This is a genomic window from Rhodococcus sp. MurmanLake-1, assembly GCF_056945715.1.
This window is the reverse complement of the sequence record NZ_JBWZNF010000006.1, coordinates 133,560-158,022: the sequence shown is the minus strand read 5'-3', so window position 1 is coordinate 158,022 and position 24,463 is coordinate 133,560. Positions and strand designations below refer to the sequence as shown.

The window sequence follows — 24,463 nt, the reverse complement described above, 5'->3', positions numbered from 1 at the left end:
GACACCCCATGAGTAGTTCGACAGCCACGGTGAACGCAATGTTCGCGGCCCTCACCGATTTCGACGTGGACGCCGCAGCCGAATTGATGACAGACGACATCGTCTGGCAGAACGTCTCGCTCCCCACTCTGCGAGGCAAGAAGACCGTCGTGCGAGCGCTTCGTCTGGTCACCAAGCCTTCACTGAAATTCGAGGCCGAGATGCACCACATCGTCGGCGACGAGTCCACGGTGCTCACCGAACGCACCGACATCCTGACCGTCGGGCCGCTGCGCATCGAATTCTGGGTGTGCGGAACTTTCGAACTGCGCGACGGCAAGGTCTCCGTCTGGCGTGACTACTTCAGTCTGCGAGACGTCGCGTGGGGTGTGGTGACCGCGGTCGGCCGTGCAGTCGTCGGGAGCGGGACACGAAGTAGGCTTGCTCCGGCCTGAAATCACCTGCCGAAAGCGAGCGAACCTGCCATGCCCGAGAACACCACGCCTGACTCCTTCGACGCCGGCTTGGCTGTGCGCACCGAAGTCATGGGGGCCGATTTTGTCGACGCCGCCTTCGAGCGCACCCGCGGCACCGACAGCGAAGAACTGCAGAACTTCGTGACGGCCAACGTCTGGGGTTCGGTATGGACGCGTCCCGGACTCGATCGCCGCAGCCGCAGTCTGATCAATCTGGGGATGCTGATCGCGCTGCGCGCGGAGAACGAACTCAAAGGCCACGTACGCGGAGCACTACGAAACGGCTTGACGCGCACCGAGATCGTCGAAACCGTGATCCACGCGAGCGCGTACTGCGGCGCACCGGCGGGGCTGGCGGCAATGCGTGTGGTGCAGGAAGTTCTCGACAACGAACTCGGACCGCTGCAAAACTGAACTACTGAAAACCCAAGAATCTCCCCGTGCAGACCGAAGTCCGCACGGGGAGATCGCTTCTCAGGAAGTAGGGCCGAACTCCTCGAGCATGTCGGTCACCAACTCGGCGATCGGCGACCGCTCACTGCGCGTGAGTGTGATGTGCGCAAAAAGCGGGTGCCCCTTGAGCTTCTCGATGACGGCCGCAACTCCGTCGTGCCTACCCACTCGCAGGTTGTCACGCTGCGCGACGTCGTGCGTGAGAACCACCCGCGAGCCGGTTCCCAGACGAGAAAGCACTGTCAGCAGAACATTTCGTTCGAGTGACTGCGCTTCGTCGACGATCACGAACGAATCGTGCAGCGACCGACCGCGAATGTGCGTCAGCGGCAGCACTTCCAGCATTCCGCGGGCGAGAACCTCTTCGAGAACCTCTGGCGAAGCCAACCCGTCGAGAGTGTCGAAAACGGCCTGAGCCCACGGGCCCATCTTCTCGCTCTCACTACCGGGAAGGTAGCCGAGTTCTTGTCCGCCAACGGCATACAGCGGACGGAAGACGACGACCTTGCGCTGGGTGCGGCGCTCGAGAACGGCTTCCAAACCTGCTGTCAGAGCCAAGGCCGACTTACCGGTGCCTGCCTTGCCGCCGAGAGAGATGATGCCGATGCTCTCGTCCATGAGGAGATCGAGCGCAATGCGCTGCTCGGCGGAGCGGCCGTGCAGCCCGAACGCCTCACGCTCACCGCGCACCAACTGAATGCGCTTGTCGGGAGTCACCCGACCGAGGGCGCTCGACGAGCCACCGAGCAGACGAAGACCCGTGTGACACGGCAGATCTCGTGCTTCGTCAAGGTCCAGGAAACCCTCGTTGAACAGCTCGTCGATGTCCGTCGAGGCGACGTCCAGCTCGGTCATGCCCGTCCATCCCGATGGCACGACGTCGTGAGCGTGGTACTCGTCGGCAGGTAGTCCCACCGCGCCTGCCTTCACACGAAGCGGTATGTCCTTACTGACGAGGACTACGTCCTTGCCCTCCGCCGCAAGGTTCAGCGCGCACGCCAGAATCCTCGAATCGTTACTGTCCGTGCGGAATCCGACGGGGAGGACCGCAGGGTCGGTGTGATTGAGTTCGACCTGCAGTGTCCCGTTCTCGGTGCCGATCGGTACCGGACGGTCGAGGCGGCTGTATTCGATCCGGAGATCGTCGAGCATGCGGAGCGATTCTCGGGCGAACCATCCCAGTTCGTGGTGGTGTCGCTTGCCTTCGAGTTCGCTGATCACGACCAGTGGCAGTACCACGTGGTGTTCGGCGAATCGAGTGACAGCCCATGGATCGGACAGTAGTACCGAGGTATCCAAGACGTACGTGCGAAGTGCATCTCCCGAATGATTCCCGGCTGATAGATCAGCCCGGGCCGAGTGGGCAGAGACGGAGCGTGATGCAGTCACGTTGGGCTCCTAGGTCTGCGCGGCACCCGCGCAAACTCAGCTCGCTGGGCCGGACGGCTCTGGTGTCAGGTGACGCTGTGTCAGCTGAAACAAGGGCCGGGCGCCGGCCCTCTCGTACTGAGTGTTTCAGTCACGATCAGAACCTCCCGCACAAGTAACTTCTGGTTACTCGTTACTGCCGACGGTACTGCGGATCGGACACTCGCGCCACGGAACGAGCCGCACATCTGGTGAACGCCAGGTAACAAAATGCCACTCGTGTGATTCAGCGTCACTCAGGACTCGATCAGACCCCACTTCGCGGCGCGCACCGCTGCCTGAACCCGCGAATTGGTTCCGGTCTTGACGAAGATGTTCTCGAGGTGGGTGGCGACAGTGCGACGGCTGACGAACAACTCCTCGGCGATCTCGACATTGCCCGCGCCCCTGGCCACCAATTGCAGTACTTGGATCTCCCGTGGGCTCAGATGGACACGATCGAGCGCCACCTGGTCCCCCACGACGCGCGAGCAGGCCGCGCTGGACGCCGCCACCACCTCGCGCACGCGATCGACGACGCCGGAATCCGCGAAGCTCATGTGCAGCAATCCGGTCACCTCACGGCCGGAGAACCCCAATGCGACCGACGCGCCCTCGGCGTACCCGGACGGCCGCAGAACATCGGTAACCATCTCGACCTGCTCGAATCGTGGCACGTCCTGCCAGAACACTGGCACGCCCGAAGCCTCGCGAATGATGCCGAAGAGATTGCGATCGGCGACGAAGTCGTCGAGCAGGAACTCGAGCACCCTGGCGTCGTATCCGGAACTCGCCAGAGCCCGATGCCGTCCGCTCGACGGGTCTCGGTACGTGACCGCCGCAGCCGAGTACGCGAGTCCACGTGCGCGAAGTTCTTCGGCGCACAGGCCGAGAATGCCGTACGCCCCGGCCGCCGGCGATCGCGGCGCGAACATGTCAGGTCCAGCGCCGCGATCAGGCAGTACAGACGTCATCACACCAATCTAGCCAATCGTGTGAGCTAGGCCACCACCAGTGAATCGGCCGGCTTCCTGTCCGCCCACGGACGCACCGCTTCGAAGTTCGCGGCAGTCCGCAGAACCAGTGCGTCCTGGCGGTGGCGTGCGGCGATCTGCAGCCCCACCGGTCGACCGTCGGCGGTGAATCCGGCGGGCACGGTGATCGCGGGGTTGTTGAGCATGTTGTACGGGTAGGTGAAGAGCCAATCGAGCAACTGCTCACGCAACGACGCACCTTCGAGCCATGACGGCGCGAACTGACTGAGCGGGAACGTGGCCGAAGCCAAGGTCGGCGAGACCAACACGTCGTAGTCGTTCATGAACGTGGTCCACGTGTCCCACATGACGCCGCGGAATGCGTCGGCCCGCCCGACGTCGACACCGGTGAGCCGCTCGGCCTCGTGCATGATCTCGATCAGGTTGTCGTCGACCTCGCCGCGCTGGTTCTCCCAGTCGAGCAAGTCGTATTCGGAAGCGAAACCGGGAACCCAGATGCCGTTCCACATCGACTCCGACGGATTTCCCCACTGCGGGGTCGCCTCGGTGATCTGGGCACCCAATTCCTCGAATGCCGCCAGCGCGTCGAGGCACACCGCCAGCACCTCCGGATCAACATGGCCGAGGCCGAGATTCGTCGACCACGCGACGCGAAGCCCCTTCACGTCACCCTTCGCCGCTTCGACGTACGAGGTCTCCGCACGCTCGATCGAGAGCGGATCCGCATTGTCCGGCCCGGCCATGATGTCGAGCATCAGCGCGTTGTCGGCGACGGTCCTGGTGATCGGACCGTGGTACGCCCAGTTGTAGAAGCGCCCGGCCAGGATGGTCTGAGGAATGACGCCGGTGGTCGGTTTGAGCCCGACGACCCCGCAGAGCGCCGACGGGATACGCACCGATCCGGCGCCGTCACTGCCCTCGGCAAGTGGCCCGAGGCCTGCAGCCACGGCAGCCGACGCACCTCCGCTGGACCCGCCCGCGCTGTTGCCGAGCTTCCACGGGTTGTGCGTCGGCCCGTACAGGTGGTTGTCCGTGCCACCGTAGTAACCGCTTTCGGGAGTGTTCGTCTTTCCCAGGAACAGTCCGCCGGCGCCGCGCAGCCTGTCCACGACGACGGCATTTCCCGTCGCGATGTTGTCGGCCATCGGCTTCATCCCGAACGTGGTCGGCAGCCCGTCGACTGCCGTCAGATCTTTGATCGTGAACGGAACGCCGTGCAGCGGGCCGAGTTTCTCGCCCGATTCCTGTTGCCGTGAGAGTTCGGCCGCGTCGCGCGTGACCTGCTCGCGATCGAACTGCACTATCGCGTTGATCGACGGATTGACAGCGTCGACGCGCTGGATCATCGCTTCGGCAATCTCGTTGGGCGAGAGACTGTTCGACGCGACCGACGCCGCCATCTCGGTAGCGGAGAGCCAATGCAGATTCTGTTCGGTCATGGGGTTTCCTTCGCCGGAGGGGTGATGCTCTCAGGCTAGGAAGCGCCGAACTCGGCCACCATCGGTCATGTGACCGATGCCACAATCCGCGACTGGCAAAAAACCAGCGGCCCGGCCCCTCGAAAGGGACCGGGCCGTCGGTGAAGGAATACCTAGACGTTCTTGCTGAGCAGGCCCCAGTTCTCGAGACCGTCGTACAGCGGAAGGTCGAGGGCGAGCTTGGCGACGCGCGCACGCAGCGCCGGCAGATCCGCGTTGCCGGCCAGAGCGGTACCGATGATGTCGGCGACCTCGGTGAACTCGGTATCGCCGAATCCGCGGGTGGCCAACGCTGCGGTACCGATACGCAGACCGGAGGTGGTCATCGGCGGGCGGGGATCGAACGGAACAGCGTTGCGGTTGACCGTGATGCCGATTTCGTGCAGAAGGTCCTCACCCTGCTGGCCGTCGAGCTGCGAGTTACGCAGGTCCACGAGAACGAGGTGGACGTCTGTGCCGCCGGTCAGGACGCTGATGCCCTGGTCTGCGACGTCCTTGTTGCCCAGACGCTCGGCAAGGATGCGCGCACCGGAAAGGGTGCGTGCCTGACGATCCTTGAACTCTTCACCGGCAGCGATCTTGAAGGTGACTGCCTTGGCCGCGATGGCGTGCATGAGCGGTCCACCCTGCTGACCTGGGAAGACAGCGGAGTTGAGCTTCTTGGCCCACTCCTTCTTCGCCAGGATCAGGCCGGAACGCGGTCCACCGAGTGTCTTGTGGACGGTCGAGGACACGACGTCCGCGTACGGGACGGGCGACGGGTGCAGGCCTGCGGCAACCAGTCCGGCGAAGTGAGCCATGTCCACCCACAGGTACGCCCCGACCTCGTCGGCGATCGCACGGAACGCCGCGAAGTCCTGCTGACGCGGGTATGCGGACCAACCGGCAACGATGACCTTCGGCTTCTCGGCGAGGGCGATCGAGCGCACCTCGTCCATGTCGATGCGGTGATCTTCCTTGCTGACGCCGTAGGACGCGACGTCGTACAACTTGCCGGAGAAGTTCAGCTTCATGCCGTGCGTGAGGTGACCACCGTGTGCAAGGTCGAGGCCGAGCAGCTTCTCACCCGGGTTCATCAGTGCCATCAGAACAGCAGCGTTGGCCTGTGCGCCCGAGTGCGGCTGAACGTTCGCGAACTCTGCACCGAAGAGTTCCTTCGCACGGTTGCGCGCCAGATCCTCGATGACGTCGACGTGCTCGCAACCGCCGTAGTAACGACGTCCCGGGTAGCCCTCGGCGTACTTGTTCGTCAGGACGCTGCCCTGAGCCTGCAGAACCGAGCGGGGAACGAAGTTCTCCGACGCGATCATCTCGAGCGTGTCGCGCTGACGAGCCAATTCACCAGCCATCGCCTCGGCGACTTCGGGGTCGAGTTCGGCGAGTGATGCAGAGTTGACGTCGGAGCCGGGCACAGCGGTCATCGAGGAATCTCCAAGCTGGATGCGGAAACGAATGCGTCCAGTCTACGAAGTTCGCTCCCGCCGTCTCCACCCGGCACTAGGCAGCACGCAGAGAGCTGGGGACCAGCGGCTCGTCGAGCAGCCTGCGGAAGCGTTCGGTGCGCTCTGCGCCCACCGGCACCTCGTCCAGCCAGCCCCCGAGCAGCCGGTATCCCTCGACATACGTGCTGGTGTACGCCCGCCACAGCGGTGAAGACAGGAACTTGAGCGATTGGCGAGCGCGTTCCGGCGTCGACAGCGACCACCGTTCGAGGAACAGTGCCACGTCGTCGAGGCTGCGCCCCTCGTCGTGCAACATCAGAGCGGCATCCTGACGAACACTCAGCAGTTGCCCCGACGCGGCGGAGAGCCGTTGCGCCTTTTCCCCGTCGAAAGACAAGCCGAGATCGGCGTAGATGTCCTGCGCCCACAAGCCCCACTCCGGACCGACGATCGCTTCCAGCGCCAGATCTGCGAGGCCTTCGGCCATGATGCACTGCGGCGTGTTGACCAGGAACAGTGTCTGCTCGAGCTGACCCGAACCGACCAGACCGGCTTCCTTACGGCAATGCTCGGTGTGATGGCCGGGGTAGGACTCGTGCGCGATCAGCCGCGGCAGGTTGGCCATGAACTGCGGCAGATCCGAATTGATCGCAACCTTGGAGCGGTAGTCACCAAGGTAGTAGTTGAAGCCGGACCACGGCTTGTCCCCCACCACTTCGTATTCGACGGTTTCCGACGCCGGAAGCCCGAACGTGCCGCGGACCAGATCGCGCAGCGCACTCGACATTGCCTCGACGCACTCGTTCAGTCTCACCGCGGGGATCTCGTCGGCCTTGCGATGCGCCTGCACTCGCTGCGCCAGCGGTCCCGGACCGGGCAGAACTTCACCCATCAACCGGTGCGCGTCGCTGTAGGCGTCCTCGTTTCCCTTTTCGATTCGTACGTCGAAGTACGCCTCCACCTCGTCCACGAAGCCGATGTCCTCACCCGCGAACTTGCGCCCGGAGCATTCAAGGGCGCGAAGGTGAACGTCGATGAAGTGAGCGCGCTCGGCATTCAGACCACTTCCGGCCAGCTCGCCCCGCAATTCACGTGCCGTGCGGGCAAGTTCACGCGGATCGGGCTTCGGGGCGCTCTCGATCTGCTTACGCAGCGCGGGGTCACCGGTGAACGCGTCGACGAACCCGTCTTCGAGACGGTCGAAACCCAGTCCGAGCAGCAGATATTGGCGAACAAGTGTGTCTGGATCCATAACGACCGAGCCTAGCCGCTCGCTCCGGAATGCCACCCGGCGAAAGTCCCGGACGTGGCACCGAGCACAATCCGACTATGCACTCGGATCGTGCGCACACGCGCCTGGCTTGCTCGCATAGCTGTTTCGTCCGCCGGGCCCCGGGTTCACTACATGCCGGTGAGCTGGGCTGATGGCGCGCACCAACGAATCGAGTCCCTACGTCGAGTTCGACCGCAAGCAGTGGCGGACACTGCGTAAGTCGACGCCGCTGGTGTTGACCGAGGACGAGTTGTACGGCTTGCGTGGTCTCGGCGAGCAGATCGATCTCGAAGAAGTTGCCGAGGTTTATCTCCCCCTCGCACGTCTGATCCACCTGCAGGTGGCGGCACGCCAACGGCTGTTCGCGGCCACCGCGACGTTCCTCGGTGAGAAGCATCCCGATCGTCAGGTGCCCTTCGTCATCGGTGTCGCCGGTTCGGTCGCGGTCGGAAAATCCACGACTGCTCGTGTGCTGCAAGCTCTCCTGGCCCGCTGGGACCACCATCCACGCGTCGACCTCGTCACCACGGACGGATTCCTCTATCCGACCAGGGAACTCCAGCGTCGGGGCATCATGCACCGCAAGGGTTTTCCCGAAAGCTACGATCGCCGCAAGCTGTTGCGCTTCGTCACCGAAGTCAAGTCCGGGGCGGAAGAGGTAGCGGCGCCGGTCTATTCGCATACGTCGTACGACATCATCCCGGGCCAGTACCACCTGATCCGCCAGCCTGACATCCTCATCATCGAGGGCCTCAACGTCCTGCAGACCGGCCCGCGTCTGATGGTCTCCGATCTGTTCGACTTCTCGATCTACGTCGACGCCCGCATCGAGGACATCGAAGCCTGGTACATCCAGCGGTTCCTCGCGCTACGCAACACGTCGTTCGCCGATCCGAACGCTCACTTTCACCACTACTCCGGCCTCTCCGACCGTGACGCGACCATCGCGGCGAAGGAGATCTGGAACTCGATCAATCACCCGAACCTGGTGGAGAACATTCTCCCCACCCGCCCCCGCGCAACCCTGGTACTGCGCAAGGACGCCGATCACACGATCAACCGGCTCCGACTGCGCAAGCTCTGAGACGGCTCAGGCGCCGAACCGGCGGTGGCGCGCCGCGTAGTCACGCAAGGCTCGAAGAAAGTCGACTCGACGGAACTCGGGCCAGTACGCCTCGGTGAACCAGATCTCGGAATAAGCGCTCTGCCACAACAGGAATCCGGAGAGCCGCTGCTCGCCGGAGGTGCGGATCACCAGATCCGGATCGGGCTGTCCCGACGTGTACAGATGACCGTCGATGCCGTCGACCGTGACGGCCTGGATCAGTTCGTCTCCGCTCAGACCCGCACCGATCTTGTCACGCAGGAGCGATTGGACGGCGTCGGCGATCTCCTGACGTCCGCCGTATCCGATCGCGACGTTGACATGTGTCCCGGTTCGGCCACTGGTCCCCGCCGCCGCTTCCCGCAAGCGCCTGGACTGCTCGGGGGGCAGAAGATCGAGAGCACCGACGATCTGCACACTCCAGTTCTTGCCGGGCCCGGAGATCTCTTCGACGACGTCGGTGATGATTTCGAGGAGCGTGTCGAGCTCTTCCGGCTCGCGGCGCAGGTTCTCGGTCGAGAGCAGGTAGATGGTTGCCATCTCGATTCCGGCGGCGTCGCACCACTCGAGCAATTCGGCAATTTTGAGCGCGCCCATGCGGTGCCCGTGACTGACATCGGTGAAGCCGTTCTCGCGAGCCCATCGCCGGTTTCCGTCACACATCACGGCTACGTGCCGTGGGTGCGCGAGACCGTCGAGATGACTGAGGAGCCGTCGCTCGTAGATGCTGTACAGCAGTCCGCGCAGATTCACCGTGACATCACCATGGTGTCAAAGACTACGCCCGGCAGTGACAGCCACATGCGAGCGCCGTCACGCTTTTTGTACGCGTCGAAAACCCGCAGGTAGGTTATGCTACTGGTGCGTAACCTACGGTACCGTAGGTTACGCAGTTCGCAACAGCACGGAACGAGAGGGGTTGCACATGACGGCATTCGGGCTCGACGAGCTTCCGGTCAAACCACGCATGCGCGGTTGGATCCATCTGTGGGCGCTCGGTGTCTCCGTCGTCGCGGGCATCGTTCTCGTCTCCGTAGCCGGCGCTCAGGTGGGCGCCAAGGCGGCTTGGGCAACCGCGATCTACAGCATCACGATCTGCGGCCTCTTCGGCATCAGCGCGACGTATCACCGCATCCAGTGGCAGACCGTCAAGGGCCGTACGTGGATGAAGCGTGCTGACCATTCGATGATCTTTCTCTTCATCGCCGGCAGCTACACACCGTTCGCCATGCTCGGCCTTCCCACCCACACCGGCAAGATCATTCTTGCGATCGTGTGGGCAGGTGCACTGGCCGGCGTTGCCCTCAAGATGCTCTGGCCCACCGCGCCGAAATGGGTAGGGGTACCGCTCTACCTTCTCCTCGGCTGGGCGATCGTTCCCGTGGTCGGTGAACTGACACACCAGGTCGGTGTGGCGCCGATGGTGCTGCTGCTCGTCGGCGGAATCTTCTACAGCGTCGGCGCAATTCTGTACGCGACAAAATGGCCCAACCCGTGGCCGACGACGTTCGGGCATCACGAGTTCTTCCACGCTGCCACTGTCATTGCAGCGATCTGCCACTTCATCGCGGTATGGCTCGTCGTGTTCAACTGATTCGCCAGTTCCACCACCGTCGTCACCGGCCGATCACACACGAATCCCCGACAGATGTACGCGGCTTCACCGTCGTCGACAAGGGGGCGATCTGCAAGCAGCGGTGAAGAATCCGGCGCTCCGCCGACAACTACTGCACCGCCCGGGGCAAGCCGCCGGGCATCGGCCAACAGCGAACCTTCCCCGACGACGGCAACCTGTATCGGACCACGCAACGATGCTTCCGCCACTGTGAGCCAGTGTCCCGCCGACCGAGGCGCACGCTCGAGCGGCAGCGTGGCCCTCGCCAGCGCGTCCGCCGCGGCCTGGGCGTAACGAGAGGATCGATCGGCATCGGTCAACGCCGCCGCGGTCAACAGAGCCTCCGCGACGCTCGACGCACCGGACGGCGTCGCGCCGTCCAACGGGTCTCGGGGCCGTGTGACGAGGGACTCCGCGAAATCGGCCGTGTCGAACCAGCTTCCCGGCTCGGCCGGATCGGCGAAGTGGTCGAGCGTGACGTCGAGCAACTGCTGCGCCGCATCGAGCCACCGCGCGAATCCCGTTGCCTGGTAGAGAGCCAGGAGGCCGGTGGCCAACATTGCGTAATCCTCGAGCACTGCCGTCGGGGTGCCGACAGCCCCGCCGAGGGAAGCGCGACGCAAATGACCGTCCACCAGGTGAAGGTCGAGAAGAGCGCCAGCGCACTCGGCGGCCGCCGCGATCCAGTCGGATCGATCCAGGGCAAGTCCCGCTTCCGTCAAAGCCGTGACGGTCAACCCGTTCCAGGCCGTCACCACTTTGTCGTCGCGGCCAGGCTGTGGACGCTGAGCCCGGGCGGCGCGTAGAGCGTCGGAGACCGTCTGCCAGCGCGACCAGTCATCGGGGTCACGGAGCAATTGCAATACCGACGCACCCTCTTCGAATGTTCCGGTATCGGTGACCCGGAACAAGTCCGCCGCCCACTGCCCGTCCTCCGCACCGAGTACCTCGACCAGCTGCGTCGGCGTCCATACGTACGTGAGGCCTTCGACGCCGTCGGTGTCGGCATCGAGAGCCGAAGCGAAGCAACCGTTCTCGGTCAGCAGATCGGAGAGCAAAAATGCTGCGGTCTCCCTGGCTATGCGGGTGGCCAGGTCCGATCCGGTCCGCCGCGCCCAGTGCGCGTAGAACCGCAGGAGCAACGCGTTGTCGTAGAGCATCTTCTCGAAGTGCGGAACCACCCACTCGGCATCGACCGAGTAGCGCGAGAATCCTCCGCTCAACTGGTCGTAGATACCGCCACGTGCCATTCCTTCGGCGGTGCGCTCGATACCGCCGAGGATCTCGCCCGAACCCGTTCGCTCGAACTGTCGGAGCAGCCCCTCCAGTAATGCCGACGGTGGAAACTTCGGTGCCCCACCGAATCCCCCGCGCGGGATGTCCTCGTCACCGAGGATCGATCGACCCGCCGCGTTCAGCAACTCGGCGTCGATAGGCGCTCCGGCGTACGGAATTCCGCCAGACGCGCGCTGAAGTTCCGTGACGATCGACTGTGCCGCGTTGTCGACCTCGTCGCGCCGATTCGTGAAGGTGTCGGCTATCGCTTCGAGAAGCTGTGTGAACGACGGCATTCCGCCGCGAGGCGTCGGCGGGTAGTAGGTGCCGCAGTAGAACGGTGAACCGTCGGGAGTCAGAAAACAGGTCATGGGCCAGCCGCCCTGACCGGTCATCGCGACCGTCGCATTCATGTAGACGGCGTCGATGTCGGGACGCTCTTCGCGGTCCACCTTCACACAGACGAAGTTCGCGTTCATGACGGCCGCGATCTCGGCGTTCTCGAACGACTCGTGCGCCATGACGTGGCACCAGTGGCACGCCGAGTATCCGATCGAGAGAAGGATCGGCACGTTGCGCTCGCGCGCCCACTCCATCGCCTCTTCGCCCCACTGTTGCCAGTGGACCGGATTGTCGGCGTGCTGACGCAGGTAAGGGCTCGAGGACCCACCCAGGTTGTTCCGCAGCCGTGGGTCCATCGTCGCTACCTCGTTCGTCTCAGGATTCTTGCTTCGGCTTCTTCTCGGTAGAGACGTTCGGTTCCGCCGGGCTCGGAGCTGTGATCGCTCCCCGGTCGGTGCCTTCGTCTGCCTGCTGATCGAGTTCGGGATGATCCGGTTCGAACGTTTCCGGCAGCTTCTTGAGCTGGCGATTCATCGACCGAACCAAGAGGATCACACCGATGAGCAGCGCAAGAATCACCAGCAGGCCGACCGGAGACGACTTTCCGAACTCCGGGCCGGATGGGTTACTCGGGGTCTGAGCAAGAAATTGTGTGGTGCCGAGAACTACCTCGGCGGACAGAGCATTCACTTCTGAGCGTCCTCTTCGAGACCTGCGAACAGGTCGGTTTCCGGAATGGACGTGGTGACCCGCGTCTTGGCGAGCTCGAATTCCTCGGTGGGCCAGATCTTCTGCTGAATATCGAGCGGCACAGCGAAGAACGAACCGTTGGGATCGATCTGCGTCGCGTGCGCACGCAGAGCGTCGTCGCGCTGGGGAAAGTAGTCGCCGCAAGTGACCTGAGTGGTCACCCGAACCATCATGTCGCCGCGCTCGGTCTTCCACTTCTTGAGCCAGTCCGCCATCGGGAACGGCTCACCGCGACGCTCGTACTCCTCCTGGAAGAGTTCGAGGCGCTTACGGATGAATCCGTGCGAGTAGTAGACCTTCTTGATTTCCCACGGCTGACCGTCCTCGGGGAAGTACTCGGGATCGGCAGCGGCCTCGTAGGCAGCCATCGACACCTCGTGGCACCGGATGTGGTCCGGGTGCGGGTATCCGCCGTTCTCGTCGTACGTCGTGACGACGTGGGGACGGAACTCGCGAATCACCTTGACCAGAGCGCGCGTCGACTCTTCGAGCGGAACGAGGGCGAAGCACCCTTCGGGCAGCGGCGGAAGAGGATCACCCTCGGGGAGCCCGGAATCGACGAAACCGAGCCAGCGCTGCTTCACGCCCAGGATGCGAGCGGCCTCGGCCATCTCCTCCTGGCGAACTTCGCTGATTCGATCGCGGACACCGGGAACGTCCATGGCCGGGTTGAGAATGTCGCCACGCTCGCCCCCGGTGAGCGTCAGGACCATCACTTCGTGGCCTTCGGCTGCATAACGGGCGGTGGTGGCCGCACCCTTGCTCGACTCGTCGTCGGGATGGGCATGGACGGCCATGAGCCGGAATCCGCTCACGTGTTCGTTCACCTCAACTTCACCTGTAGCCGTTGCCGGCAGTTCACTTGTAGCCGTTGCCGGCAGTTCACCTGTAGCCGTCACCGGCAGTCTTCGAGTCACACGCTGTGCACCGCTCGGATTACTCCGGGCGGTTGCCGTCAAACGTACCGACTGCCGACAAACCTACCGACGGCGCGACGGGACACGTCCTCTATAGTTCCACCCGAGAGTTCCTGGCGCAGCCGTGACCCCTTCGGTAATTCGGCGGGACACAGTCAGTTGCTGCACGACACGTGAACTCGAGTCTTCGAGAGCAGAGTGATGAGCAAACCGCTTCCCCAAGATCGGTACCCGAGCACAACTCGCACGAGCAGTCCCCGCAAGTGGATGGTGTGGGCTCTGACCGCACTCGTCATCGTCGTAGGCGGCGGAATCGCGTACTACGCGTACGGAAAATTTGCGGTCAAGGAAATCGAGACCGAGACCATCTCGTTCGACATCGCCAACGACTCCACGGTGAAGATTCGCTTCACCGTCACACGCGACGACTCGTCACGTGACGCGATGTGCATCGTGCGCGCTCGCTCGAAGGACGGATCCGAAACCGGACGACGTGAGGTCTACGTCCCGTCCTCCGAGCATCAGACCCTCGAGTTCAACACCGAGATCAAGACGTCCCAGCCGCCAGGCATGGCCGACGTCTACGGCTGTAGCTTCGACGTTCCGGAGTACCTGACCAAGAGCTGACCTCGGAACGCATCCACCCTGCCGGACGTTTGGCGCCGGACAGGGCGGGTAGTCATGCGTGATAGAATTGCCCGATACACGGTTCCGGGTGGAACCGTGTATTGCTGCATTGACGCAAGGTTTGACGGCAAGGTTGCATCCCTGGTGGTGCTTCCGAGTCGTTGTTCGCTGCTGTTGCAGCGATCGTCGAGGGAGCCCCCGGCTCCGACTACTAGGGAGTGATCGAGATGACCGAGACCCAGGTGACCTGGCTTACCCAGGAATCACATGACAGGCTCAAGAACGAACTCGACCAGCTCATCGCCAATCGCCCGGTCATCGCCGCCGAGATCAACGAGCGTCGCGAAGAGGGTGACCTGAAAGAGAACGGCGGCTACCACGCTGCCCGCGAAGAGCAGGGTCAGCAGGAAGCCCGCATTCGCCAGCTCCAGGAGCTGCTGAACAGCGCAAAGGTCGGCGAGGCCCCCACTCAGTCCGGTGTTGCACTGCCCGGATCCGTAGTCAAGGTCTACTACGACGGCAACGAGAGTGACACCGAGACGTTCCTCATCGCTACCCGCGAAGAAGGCGCACGTGACGCCAAGCTCGAGGTCTACTCCCCGAACTCACCGCTGGGCGGCGCGCTGCTCGAAGCCAAGGTCGGCGACACGCGTGAGTACAACCTGCCCAACGGCAGCACCATGAAGGTCACGCTGCTGAGCGCGGAGCCTTACCACAGCTGATCGGCTGTACCAGCTCTGAAAAGAAGCGCCACCCGACTCGGTCGGGTGGCGCTTCTTGCTCTGTCGGCGTTGCAGTTCCGGCCCACTCACACCACGCGGCGAGCCTTCATGCCTGCGAAGATCGGGCCGACCTTCACCACGTCACCGAATGTGGGTGCGTGAAGCATCTGTCCGTTCCCGACATAGATCGCCACGTGGCCGGGACCGCCTGCCTGCCAGTTGCCGAACAACAGGTCACCGGGCTGCGCCTGATCCAGCGGGACCTCGACGCCGACGCCCCACTGTGTCTCCGAGGTCCGGGGCAGAGTCACTCCGGTGGCCGCGTGGATCGCGTACGACGTCAGACCCGAGCAGTCGAACCCGCCCATCGAGGGCCCGTTGATGTTTCCGCCGCCCCACACGTACGGCAATCCGAGAAACTTCAGACCGGCCTCGACGACGCCGCCAACGGCAGCGGCGAGGTTGTTGTAGTCGAAGGGTGCGAGCATCAGAGCGAACGAGTCCTGCAACGATTTGATCTGTGCGACAAACGGAGCGGCGACCGCCTGCTCCGCGGGAACCTCGCCCGCCTTGTCGGCGGGGACGCCGCCCGCTTCGCGAACTGCGTCCGGCCCGACGTCGTAGGCAGCGAGCGCGAGGTCGACGGTATCGCCCTCGACCTCACCGGACTTCTGCCAGGACTGCGCTTGCTTCACGAGATCGCACAACCGGTATCCGGTTGTCATCACCGGATCGGCAACGCCCAGGATGTCCATCTTTCCGTCGCCGTCACCGTCCTTGCCGTATGCCGTCCACGCTGCGGTGGTGAAGCGGCCAGGCCCGCGCCCACCTTCCGGTGAGATGTCGGTATCGGGTCCGTACTTGAATCCGTTCTCGACCGAGTACAGCGAAGCGATCACCGCGGGCGTGATCTCCGAGCACAGAGCACCGGCCTTCTTGATCCACGGCGCGAACACCGCCACCGCTCCAACGGGCGCCAATGTCGCTCCCGGAAAGTTGGAGGGTACGGAAGGCACGATTCCCTCAGGTGTGTCCTGAGTTCGTGCCGGTCCGTTCCAGGCTGCAAGTGAGACTGCAGCATTCGAAGACTCGTTCTTCTCGACTTGTGCGGGCGCTCCGAGAGTTCCACTCATCACGCCCAGTGCGGTGCCGATCGACACAGCGATCGCCAGGACACCGACTGCCATCCGAACCTCCGATAAACCTCTGAAAATCTACGTACGTGGTCGTACCCGAAACTTGTCGGTGCGAACATCTACCCTTTCGAACATGCATTCGACACGGCTCAGTCTCGCGACTCCTGTAACCAATGTCTCATTTATCTCCGTGGGCGTTACGCAAATGACTACAGACACCAAGGCTTTTCTCAGGTTCGGCGTGCAAGCTGAGTGCATGAGCGACGATCGGCCACGACCCGCCCGGGGACGCACTACGGTGTATCGACCAGTTCGCCTCGCCCTCGCAGCCACGGCTGTGGCGGGAGCACTCGCAAGCGGCGGACTTTCACTCGTTTCTTCTCCCACTGCCACGGCACTCGCGCCGGACACCTCGGCTTCTCACACCAAGAATCCCGTAGCGAAGCGGCCCGTCGTGGTCGCCGGATTCGGAACCCCGGACGCCGTCTCCAACGGTTCGTGAGCACTCCGCGCTCGGCCTCCGAGTGGCTCACGTGGGGTGTGCAGGCCCGGGTCGTAGTCACCGACCCTGAGGTCCTTCCCTCCGCGGCCAGCCTGGTTCGCGGATACCTCACCGCTGCCGACGCTGCCACCAATCGAGATCGTGCCGACTCCGAGATTCGTACCTATGTCAGCGCCGCTAGCAACGTCGACGGCGTCGCCGTGACTCCGATGTTCGCGCACTTCCTCGAAGACGCGTTGGCCGTCGCACGACTGACCGACGGCAAACTCACGCCGACGGCCGGGTCGGCAGACCCTCACTCCTGGTGGAAGATCCGCGTCGAGAACAACCGCGTGTACAGCCCGGACGACGTCGTTCTCGATCTGTCCGCGACGGCCCGCGCCAGTTCAGCGGACCACTGCGCGGCATCGACCGCCACGCTTCTCGGGTGCGGAGTACTGGTCGGCCTCGGCGGGGACATCGCGGTTGCCGGCCCGGCGCCGGAAGACGGCTGGCAGATTCAGGTTCAAGACCTGCCCGGCGACCCGACGTGCCAGGTAGCGCTTCCTTCCGACTGCGGGATCGCCACGGCCAGCACCGTCAAACCACTACACCGCGAATCGACGGCGACGCCGATGTGGCGCACGGTGTCGGTGATTGCGCCCTCCTGCGCCCAGGCCGCCGCATTCAGTCGGGTTGCGGTCGGCATGGGCGGTTCGGCCATCGACTGGCTACATCAACTCGACGTACCCGCCAGGCTGGTCGACCAGGAGTACCGCGTAACGGTTCTGGGCGGCTGGCCTGACGAGTAAGTCGCGTCAGTTCTGCAGTCGTAAGGCGTAGCCGGCACGGTCGAAGGCGGTGAGAAGTTCCGCCTTGTTGTCCGGACCCCGCGTCTCGACGGTGAGGAAGACTTCCACTTCGTCGAGCGCGAGTTCGCCACCGGTACGGGAATGGATGACGTCGACCACGCTGGCGCCGTTCGCTCGAACCACTTCGAGCAACGAGACCAGTGCGCCCGGCCGATCGTCGATGGTGATGTGAACGCCGAGGAACCGTCCGGCCGCTCGCAGACCGTGCGAGATGACGTGCGTGAGCAGTAGCGGATCGATGTTGCCGCCGGAAAGCACGGCGCACACCGGCCCTGTCAGTCCCAGCTCCTCCGGAGAGCAGGTCATCAAGGCCGCGACGGCCGCAACGCCGGCCGGTTCGACGATGAGCTTGGCGCGTTCGAGGCACAGCAGGAGCGCTTTGGACAGCGCTTCCTCGCTGACCGTCACCACGGCATCGACATGGGCGGCAACTTCGGCGAACGGAACCTCGCCAGGGCAGCCAACGGCGATACCGTCTGCCATCGTGGACATCGACGCCAAGGCGGTCGGCTTCCCGGCTGCCAACGACGCCGGCCAGGCAGCCGCGGTCTCGGCCTGCACTCCGACGATGCGGACCTGCGGGCGTACAGCTTTGACTGCTGCGGCCACTCCGGCGATCAAACCGCCGCCGCCGGTGGGGACGAGGATAGTGCCGACCTCAGGCAGTTGCTCGAGGATTTCGAGCCCCACAGTCCCCTGCCCCGCCACGACGTCCTCGTGGTCGAACGGGTGGACCAGAACTGCTCCCGTCCGGTCCGCGAATTCGCGAGCGGCCACGAGCGCTTCGTCGACAGTCGAACCGTGCAGGTGGACCTGAGCTCCATATGCCTTGGTGGCCACCAACTTCGGCAGCGGCGCACCCGTCGGCATGAAGACGGTCGACTTGATTCCCAGTTCTGTTGCAGACCAGGCAACTCCCTGCGCATGGTTACCGGCACTGGCCGCCACCACGCCCGCTGCCCGTTCCTCTGCGGAAAGATTGGCAATGCGGTTGTACGCACCGCGCGGTTTGAAAGAGCCGGTGCGCTGCAGGTTTTCACATTTCAAGCTCACGGCGAAGCCGGTGGTTTCGGACAACACTCGCGAGGCCACGACCGGGGTGCGTCGCATGACCGGGGCGAGCAGTTGCTGTGCAGCCTTTATCTGTTCGAGATTCACGCATGCCTCCAGAAAGTGCGCCTCCACACCCTCGTGAGGTGTGAAGGCGCACTGCAGATTCGAAGTCGAATTACTGTAGAGCGAAGATCAGGACAGCGCTTGCTCGATGTCGCCGACCAGATCGGAGGCGTCTTCGATGCCGACCGACAGGCGAACCAGATCGTCGGGAACCTCGAGAGCGGAACCGGCCGTCGAGGCGTGGGTCATCGCGCCGGGGAACTCGATGAGGGATTCGACTCCGCCGAGCGATTCTGCCAGCGTGAAGATCTCGGTGCGCGAGCACAGGTCGAGAGCTGCCGCCTTGCCGCCCTTGAGGCGGACGGAGATCATGCCGCCGAAGCGTCGCATCTGCTTGGCCGCGACCTTGTGCGACGGATGCGAAGCCAGGCCCGGGTAGATGACGCTGGCAACCGCGGGGTGGCCGTCGAGCAATTCGACGACCTTCTCCGCGTTGTCACTGTGACGCTCCATGCGCAGCGCCAGCGTCTTGATTCCGCGCAACGTCAGGAACGCGTCGAACGGGCCGGGAACGCCGCCGGATCCGTTCTGCAGGAAGGCAAACGCAGTGTCCAGTTCTTCGTCGTTGCAGACGAGAGCGCCACCGACCACGTCGGAGTGTCCGCCGATGTACTTGGTCGTGGAGTGCAGCGCGATGTCGGCACCGAGCTGCAGCGGCTGCTGCAGGTACGGCGACGCGAAGGTGTTGTCCACCACGATCTTTGCGTTGCCCTCGTGGGCGACCTCGGCAAGGAGCTCGATGTCACCGATATTGAGCAGCGGGTTCGTGGGCGTCTCGACCCAGACCAGCTTGGTGTTGGACTTCATCGCCGCGCGCACCGCATCGACGTCGGACACCGGAGCCGGGGTGTACTCGATCCCCCACTGCGTGAACACCTTGTCGATGAGACGGAAGGTTCCGCCGTACGCGTCGTCGGGGATGACCAGGTGATCGCCCGGTCGAAGCACCGAACGGAGCAGGCAGTCGGTGGCCGCCATTCCCGAACTGAACGCTCGGCCGTAGGTTCCGGATTCGAGCGCGGCAAGGTTCGCCTCGAGCGGGCGACGGGTGGGGTTGCCCGTTCGCGCGTACTCGAAGCCACTGCGCATTCCACCGACGCCGTCTTGGGCGAAGGTGGAACTTGCGTAGATCGGCACGTTGACCGCACCGGTCAGCGGATCGGGTTCGTAACCCGCATGCACCGCTTTCGTGGAGAAACCCTGCCAGCTGATGTTGTCGGCCTTGCTGCGTTGCTCACTCATGGTCCCCAGCCTAATGGCGCCGGCACCGGCGCAGGAATCCGAACTCAGGAATCCGAACTCAGGAAACCCAGGAGATCGTGGCGCGTGATGACACCGACCGGCTTGCCGTCGTCGACGACCATGAGTGCGTCGGTGTCACCGAGCGCCTTCGTGGCAGCCGAGACCGGCTCGCCGGAACCGATGAGCGGGAACGGCTTGCTCATGTGCTTCTCGACGGAATCCGCAAGGTGCGCACGGCCTTCGAATACCGCGCTCAGCAGATCTCGCTCGGACACGCTTCCGGCGACCTCGCCTGCCATGACCGGCGGTTCCGCACCGACGACGGGCATCTGGGACACGCCGTACTCGCGCAGGATCTCGATCGCGTCGCGCAGAGTCTCCGACGGGTGAGTGTGAACGAGGTCCGGCAGCTCGCCCGACTTGCCGCGCAGGACGTCGCCGACGGTCGGGACGTTGGTCTTGCCGTCGAGTGGGGTGCGCAGGAATCCGTACGACGCCATCCACTGATCGTTGAAGATTTTGGACAGGTAGCCGCGGCCGCCGTCCGGGAGGAGGACGACGATCAGAGCGTCGGGGCCTTCGCGCTTGGCTACTTCGAGGGCAGCGACGACTGCCATACCGCAGGAACCGCCGACCAGCAGTCCCTCTTCGCGGGCGAGGCGACGCGTCATCTCGAAGGAATCGGCATCCGAGACGGCGATGATCTCGTCCGGGATGGACGGGTCGTATGCCGACGGCCAGAAGTCTTCGCCGACGCCTTCGACCAGGTACGGGCGACCGGTGCCGCCGGAGTAGACGGAGCCTTCGGGGTCTGCGCCGATGACCTTGACCTTGCCGCCCGAAACTTCCTTGAGGTAGCGGCCGGTGCCGGTGATGGTGCCGCCGGTGCCGACGCCCGCGACGAAGTGCGTGATCTTGCCGTCGGTGTCGGCCCAGATCTCGGGACCGGTGGTCTCGTAGTGGCTCTCCGGTCCGCCCGGGTTGGAGTACTGGTTGGGCTTCCAGGCGCCGGGGATCTCACGGGTGAGGCGGTCGGAGACGCTGTAGTAGCTGTTCGGGTTGTCCGGTGCGACGGCCGTGGGGCACACGACCACCTCGGCGCCGTAGGCACGCAGGACGTTGCGCTTGTCTTCGCTGACCTTGTCGGGGCAGACGAAAACGCACTTGTATCCACGCTTTTGCGCCACGAGTGCCAAGCCGATTCCGGTGTTGCCCGAAGTCGGCTCGACGATGGTGCCGCCGGGCTTCAGTTCACCCGAAGCCTCGGCTGCGTCGATCATCTTGACGGCGATGCGGTCCTTGGAGCTACCGCCAGGGTTGAGGTATTCGACCTTGGCTGCCACCGTGCCGAAGTTTTCGCCCGTGACGGACGTGAGCTTGACGAGTGGGGTGTTGCCGATGAGGTCGACGACGTGTTCCGCGATGCGCATTCGTCCATGTTCCCAGATGAAAGAAAACGGTGCGCGCGGACGTCGGGCGAAGGTGGTGCAATCCGGCTAGATTGGCAAGTGTGAGTCGAACCGGACTGAAAGCGTCGGTGGCCACGGTGGTGGCCGGATCGAGTGCAGGCACGCTCTCCTGGTTGGGCTACAACTATCTGATGTCGCAGGCGGGGGCGGCCCGTGGGGTGATCGGTCGCAATATCGCCAAGCCACCCGAGGCGGACGGGGTGTACGCACCCGGCGCCGACAACCCGGAACTCTGGTGGCGGGCCGTGCCCTTCGATCTCCACTTGATGATCTTCGGCGATTCGTCTGCGGCCGGCGTCGGCGCGCTGACGGCGTCGGAAGTTCCGGGTGTGCAGGTCGCGAAGCTGCTTGCGAGTGAAACCGGGAAGCGAATCCGTTTGAGCACCAAGGCCATCGGCGGCGCCACCTCACGCGGGTTGAGTGGGCAGGTCGACGCCATGTTCGTCGCCGGCCCTCCCCCGGATGCTGCCGTGATCCTGATCGGCGCCAACGACGTCACGGCGAAGAACGCAATTCATGCTTCGGCAAAACGCCTCGGCGACGCGGTACGACGGCTACGCGAGAGTGGCGCCGTCGTTGTTGTCGGCACCTGCCCGGATCTGGGGGTGGTCACGGCTATCCCGCAACCACTGCGCTCCGTGGTGCGTGAATGGGGTCATCGTCTCGCGCTCGCCCAGGCGTCCGCGACCAGAAACGCCGGGGGTCATCCCGTTCCACTAGCCGACCTGCTGGCCAAGGAATTCCTGGCCTCGCCCGACACGATGTTCTCGGCTGATCGTTTCCACCCGTCGGCGGCCGGCTACGAGCTCGCGGCGAAGCAGATCGTCCCGGTTCTCGCGTCGGCTCTGGGTGAGTGGCAGGGTGGCCCGCTACCCGAACTTCCCCACGTCTCGGAGGCGGCGCAAGCTCGCACCGTCGCGGCCCGACTGACGGCAGCGGCAACCCAGTGGAAAGCCTTCGCGAGACGCACCAAACCCGCAGTTCAGCGCCCCGACGTCAACTGAGTGAGACTGCGTGACCACCATCTGGGAGCGGCAACGTAAATTGTAAGTCGAAGCTGCATTCAACTTGCCCTGCTCGACGGCGTTTCAAGCCGCCCACGAGCAGTACACAAAAGGAGTTTTCATGCCCGAGGCAGTAATCGTCTCAGCAGTACGGTCGCCCATCGGCCGCGCAATGAAGGGTTCGCTCAAGGACATCCGCCCGGATGACCTCGCAACTCAGATGGTTGCCGCCGCGTTGGCAAAGATCCCCGAGCTCGACCCCACCGAGATCGACGACCTCATGCTCGGTTGCGGCCAGCCCGCCGGACAGTCGGGCTTCAACATCGCCCGCGTCGTCGCCGTTCAGCTCGGCTACGACTTCCTCCCCGGTGTGACGGTCAACCGTTACTGTTCCTCCTCGCTGCAGACCACCCGTATGGCACTGCACGCCATCCGCGCAGGCGAGGGCGACGTCTTCATCTCCGCCGGCGTCGAGTCCGTCTCCAGTTTCATCACGGGCAACGCCGACGGCCTACCCAACACCAAGAACCCGCTCTTCGACGCAGCGCAGGCTCGTAGCGCCAAGCTCGCCGAGGGTGGAGTCGCCTGGACCGATCCTCGCGAAGAAGGCCTGATCCCCGACGTGTACCTGGGCATGGGCCAGACCGCCGAGAACGTCGCTTCGGCCACCGGCATCACCCGCGAAGACCAGGACCGCTGGGCAGTGCGCAGCCAGAACCGCGCCGAGGAAGCCATCGCTCGCGGCTTCTTCGAGCGTGAAATCACGCCCGTCACCCTCGCCGACGGCACTGTCGTCTCCAAGGACGACGGCCCCCGCGCCGGCACCACCTACGAGGGCATCAGCGGCCTCAAGCCCGTCTTCCGCCCCGACGGCACCGTCACCGCCGGCAATGCCTGCCCGCTCAACGACGGCGCAGCCGCACTGGTGATCATGTCCGACACCAAGGCGAAGGCACTCGGCCTGACCCCGCTGGCTCGCATCGTCTCCACCGGCGTCTCGGGCCTGTCCCCCGAGATCATGGGCCTCGGCCCGATCCAGGCCGTCAAGAACGCCCTGAAGATCGCCGGCAAGTCGATCTCCGACATCGACCTGTTCGAGATCAACGAGGCATTCGCCGTGCAGGTCCTCGGATCCGCTCGCGAACTGGGCATCGAAGAGGACAAGCTCAACATCTCCGGTGGCGCGATCGCCCTGGGTCACCCCTTCGGTATGACCGGTGCCCGCATCACCAACACCCTGATCAACAACCTGCAGGAGCAGGACAAGACCTTCGGCGTCGAGACCATGTGTGTCGGCGGCGGACAGGGCATGGCAATGGTGATCGAGCGCCTCAGCTGATCCCCTGAGCACGTAGAAAGCGGCCGCCCGGCTTCTGCCGGGCGGCCGCTTTCGTGTGGTCGTGTTTCAGGTAGTCGTGAATTTCCGAGCAAAACTCCCCAACTCGCGAATCAACGCTCGTGCAGCGTCGTCCTCACGCTGCACAGCGGCGCGGGCGTCGTCGGCCCAACCGTGGCGGAGCAGTCGCTTGGCGGCAAGGACTGCCGGTCCGATGTTGGCGGCAATCTGCTCGGCACTCTCGCGGGCACGTGCCTGTACCTGGTCGGCCGGTAGGGCAGCGGTCGCCAGTCCGTAGGCGGCAGCTTCGATGCCGCTGAGCCACCGGGCCGACAGGATCAGCTCGGCGGCGCGCTGTGTTCCGATCACCTTGGGCAGCAACCAACTACTGGCAGCTTCGGGAGCTGTACCCAGCGACGTGAACGGTGCCCGCAGACGTGCGTCCTCGGCAACGTAGACGACGTCGCAGTAAAGCAGCACGGTCAGGCCGATACCGACGGCAGCGCCGTGTACCGCGGCGATCAAGGGCTTCGGGAACTCCACCAGCGCGACGATCAGCGGCGCGAATGCGTGGCCGAAGTCGGCGTTGTCTGCGCCTGGTTCGGCGAGTGCGCGTAGGTCGACGCCACTGGAAAATGCCTTGCCTGCGCCCTCGACGATCACCACGGCCACGGCCTCGTCCGACGCCGCGTCGTCAAGCGCCTTGGTCAACGCTCGAAAGCCGGCCGCATCGAAAGCGTTCAGGCGGCCCGGATTGTTGAAGGTCAGCGTTCGCACTGCTCCGGCATCCGCCACCAGCACGGGTTCGGTGGTGTTTGTCGACATTCGCTCCCCTTCGCTCCAAACCAAGCAGTTGCTAGGCATCCAAGCACCGTAACCGCCCACAGACGA

At 64.2% G+C, this 24,463-nt stretch carries 24 protein-coding genes; 10 read left to right on the top strand and 14 right to left on the bottom strand.

Translation table 11 applies throughout. The annotated features are described in order from the left end of the window. Positions 1-8 precede the first annotated feature (8 nt). Complete coding sequence (locus AC2ETI_RS18495; RefSeq protein WP_019744587.1) at positions 9-434, top strand: limonene-1,2-epoxide hydrolase family protein; 426 nt, start codon at positions 9-11, stop codon at positions 432-434. Between the two features lie 30 nt (positions 435-464). Continuing rightward, entirely contained in the window at positions 465-869 is a 405-nt protein-coding gene (locus tag AC2ETI_RS18490; RefSeq protein ID WP_019744588.1) for a carboxymuconolactone decarboxylase family protein, read from the top strand. A gap of 60 nt (positions 870-929) precedes the next feature. Here the strand turns inward: AC2ETI_RS18490 and phoH2 are convergent, their stop codons facing one another. The 5 genes from phoH2 to AC2ETI_RS18465 form a co-directional block, all read right to left on the bottom strand. Then, on the bottom strand, positions 930-2,297 hold the full coding sequence (phoH2, locus tag AC2ETI_RS18485; protein ID WP_003945274.1) for an RNA 5'-3' helicase PhoH2: 1,368 nt from the start codon (positions 2,295-2,297) through the stop codon (positions 930-932). Between the two features lie 275 nt (positions 2,298-2,572). After that, a complete protein-coding gene (locus tag AC2ETI_RS18480; RefSeq protein WP_007726367.1) occupies positions 2,573-3,289 on the bottom strand; it encodes a helix-turn-helix transcriptional regulator in 717 nt (238 codons plus the stop codon). A 26-nt stretch (positions 3,290-3,315) separates the two neighbouring features. Continuing rightward, entirely contained in the window at positions 3,316-4,749 is a 1,434-nt protein-coding gene (locus AC2ETI_RS18475; RefSeq protein ID WP_019744590.1) for an amidase, read from the bottom strand. Between the two features lie 152 nt (positions 4,750-4,901). Continuing rightward, the gene (gene glyA / locus AC2ETI_RS18470; RefSeq protein ID WP_020970258.1) at positions 4,902-6,209 is read right to left on the bottom strand and encodes a serine hydroxymethyltransferase; all 1,308 of its coding nucleotides are present in this window, start codon (positions 6,207-6,209) and stop codon (positions 4,902-4,904) included. A gap of 76 nt (positions 6,210-6,285) precedes the next feature. Beyond that, positions 6,286-7,482, bottom strand: coding sequence for a DUF885 domain-containing protein (locus AC2ETI_RS18465; protein WP_387405562.1), 1,197 nt, complete (start codon positions 7,480-7,482; stop codon positions 6,286-6,288). Between the two features lie 172 nt (positions 7,483-7,654). Here AC2ETI_RS18465 and coaA point away from each other — a divergent pair, with 172 nt between their 5' ends. Further along, the gene (coaA, locus tag AC2ETI_RS18460) at positions 7,655-8,587 is read left to right on the top strand and encodes a type I pantothenate kinase (RefSeq protein ID WP_003945270.1); all 933 of its coding nucleotides are present in this window, start codon (positions 7,655-7,657) and stop codon (positions 8,585-8,587) included. A 6-nt stretch (positions 8,588-8,593) separates the two neighbouring features. On the opposite strand, the gene AC2ETI_RS18455 is transcribed toward coaA, so the two are convergent. Beyond that, the gene (locus AC2ETI_RS18455; protein WP_003945211.1) at positions 8,594-9,361 is read right to left on the bottom strand and encodes an isoprenyl transferase; all 768 of its coding nucleotides are present in this window, start codon (positions 9,359-9,361) and stop codon (positions 8,594-8,596) included. Positions 9,362-9,533: 172 nt separating this feature from the next. Between AC2ETI_RS18455 and trhA the strand changes: the two genes are divergently transcribed. Next, positions 9,534-10,202, top strand: coding sequence for a PAQR family membrane homeostasis protein TrhA (gene trhA / locus AC2ETI_RS18450; RefSeq protein WP_483634201.1), 669 nt, complete (start codon positions 9,534-9,536; stop codon positions 10,200-10,202). On the opposite strand, the gene AC2ETI_RS18445 is transcribed toward trhA, so the two are convergent. From AC2ETI_RS18445 to mca, 3 genes are read right to left on the bottom strand one after another with little or no spacing between them, the layout of a single operon-like run. Beyond that, positions 10,124-12,196 carry a thioredoxin domain-containing protein gene (locus tag AC2ETI_RS18445; protein WP_483634200.1) on the bottom strand — a complete coding sequence of 691 codons (2,073 nt, stop codon included), beginning with the start codon at positions 12,194-12,196 and terminating at the stop codon, positions 10,124-10,126. The genes trhA and AC2ETI_RS18445 overlap by 79 nt on opposite strands. Positions 12,197-12,215: 19 nt before the next feature. Beyond that, positions 12,216-12,530 (bottom strand): hypothetical protein, encoded by a 315-nt coding sequence (locus AC2ETI_RS18440; protein WP_007726381.1) that lies wholly within the window; start codon positions 12,528-12,530, stop codon positions 12,216-12,218. Then, entirely contained in the window at positions 12,527-13,405 is an 879-nt protein-coding gene (mca, locus tag AC2ETI_RS18435; protein WP_020908526.1) for a mycothiol conjugate amidase Mca, read from the bottom strand. Before mca ends, AC2ETI_RS18440 begins: the two co-directional genes overlap by 4 nt. A gap of 303 nt (positions 13,406-13,708) precedes the next feature. On the opposite strand from mca, the gene AC2ETI_RS18430 reads away from it, so the two are divergent. Then, positions 13,709-14,134 (top strand): DUF4307 domain-containing protein, encoded by a 426-nt coding sequence (locus tag AC2ETI_RS18430; protein WP_029536816.1) that lies wholly within the window; start codon positions 13,709-13,711, stop codon positions 14,132-14,134. Between the two features lie 227 nt (positions 14,135-14,361). Next, the gene (gene greA / locus AC2ETI_RS18425; protein ID WP_483634199.1) at positions 14,362-14,856 is read left to right on the top strand and encodes a transcription elongation factor GreA; all 495 of its coding nucleotides are present in this window, start codon (positions 14,362-14,364) and stop codon (positions 14,854-14,856) included. A gap of 86 nt (positions 14,857-14,942) precedes the next feature. Here greA and AC2ETI_RS18420 read toward each other — a convergent pair whose 3' ends face one another. Further along, positions 14,943-16,043: a C40 family peptidase gene (locus AC2ETI_RS18420; protein WP_051636488.1), complete on the bottom strand. Its 1,101-nt coding sequence runs from the start codon at positions 16,041-16,043 to the stop codon at positions 14,943-14,945. A gap of 205 nt (positions 16,044-16,248) precedes the next feature. Here AC2ETI_RS18420 and AC2ETI_RS18415 point away from each other — a divergent pair, with 205 nt between their 5' ends. Both AC2ETI_RS18415 and AC2ETI_RS18410 read left to right on the top strand, forming a co-directional pair. Continuing rightward, complete coding sequence (locus tag AC2ETI_RS18415) at positions 16,249-16,494, top strand: hypothetical protein (RefSeq protein ID WP_153211881.1); 246 nt, start codon at positions 16,249-16,251, stop codon at positions 16,492-16,494. Then, the gene (locus AC2ETI_RS18410) at positions 16,491-17,285 is read left to right on the top strand and encodes an FAD:protein FMN transferase (RefSeq protein WP_020970264.1); all 795 of its coding nucleotides are present in this window, start codon (positions 16,491-16,493) and stop codon (positions 17,283-17,285) included. The genes AC2ETI_RS18415 and AC2ETI_RS18410 overlap by 4 nt, the downstream gene beginning before the upstream one ends. Before the next feature lie 6 nt (positions 17,286-17,291). Here AC2ETI_RS18410 and ilvA read toward each other — a convergent pair whose 3' ends face one another. From ilvA to AC2ETI_RS18395, 3 genes are all read right to left on the bottom strand, one after another. After that, entirely contained in the window at positions 17,292-18,455 is a 1,164-nt protein-coding gene (gene ilvA, locus AC2ETI_RS18405; RefSeq protein ID WP_483634278.1) for a threonine ammonia-lyase, read from the bottom strand. Between the two features lie 135 nt (positions 18,456-18,590). Then, a complete protein-coding gene (locus tag AC2ETI_RS18400; RefSeq protein WP_007728802.1) occupies positions 18,591-19,763 on the bottom strand; it encodes a cystathionine gamma-synthase in 1,173 nt (390 codons plus the stop codon). 44 nt (positions 19,764-19,807) lie between these two features. Beyond that, the gene (locus AC2ETI_RS18395; RefSeq protein ID WP_003943292.1) at positions 19,808-21,193 is read right to left on the bottom strand and encodes a cystathionine beta-synthase; all 1,386 of its coding nucleotides are present in this window, start codon (positions 21,191-21,193) and stop codon (positions 19,808-19,810) included. 71 nt (positions 21,194-21,264) lie between these two features. Between AC2ETI_RS18395 and AC2ETI_RS18390 the strand changes: the two genes are divergently transcribed. Both AC2ETI_RS18390 and AC2ETI_RS18385 read left to right on the top strand, forming a co-directional pair. Next, positions 21,265-22,236, top strand: coding sequence for an SGNH/GDSL hydrolase family protein (locus tag AC2ETI_RS18390; RefSeq protein ID WP_046378939.1), 972 nt, complete (start codon positions 21,265-21,267; stop codon positions 22,234-22,236). Between the two features lie 121 nt (positions 22,237-22,357). Then, positions 22,358-23,575 (top strand): acetyl-CoA C-acetyltransferase, encoded by a 1,218-nt coding sequence (locus tag AC2ETI_RS18385; protein ID WP_019744600.1) that lies wholly within the window; start codon positions 22,358-22,360, stop codon positions 23,573-23,575. 66 nt (positions 23,576-23,641) lie between these two features. Here AC2ETI_RS18385 and AC2ETI_RS18380 read toward each other — a convergent pair whose 3' ends face one another. Continuing rightward, positions 23,642-24,397 carry an enoyl-CoA hydratase/isomerase family protein gene (locus AC2ETI_RS18380; protein ID WP_483634198.1) on the bottom strand — a complete coding sequence of 252 codons (756 nt, stop codon included), beginning with the start codon at positions 24,395-24,397 and terminating at the stop codon, positions 23,642-23,644. Between the last annotated feature and the right edge of the window lie 66 nt (positions 24,398-24,463).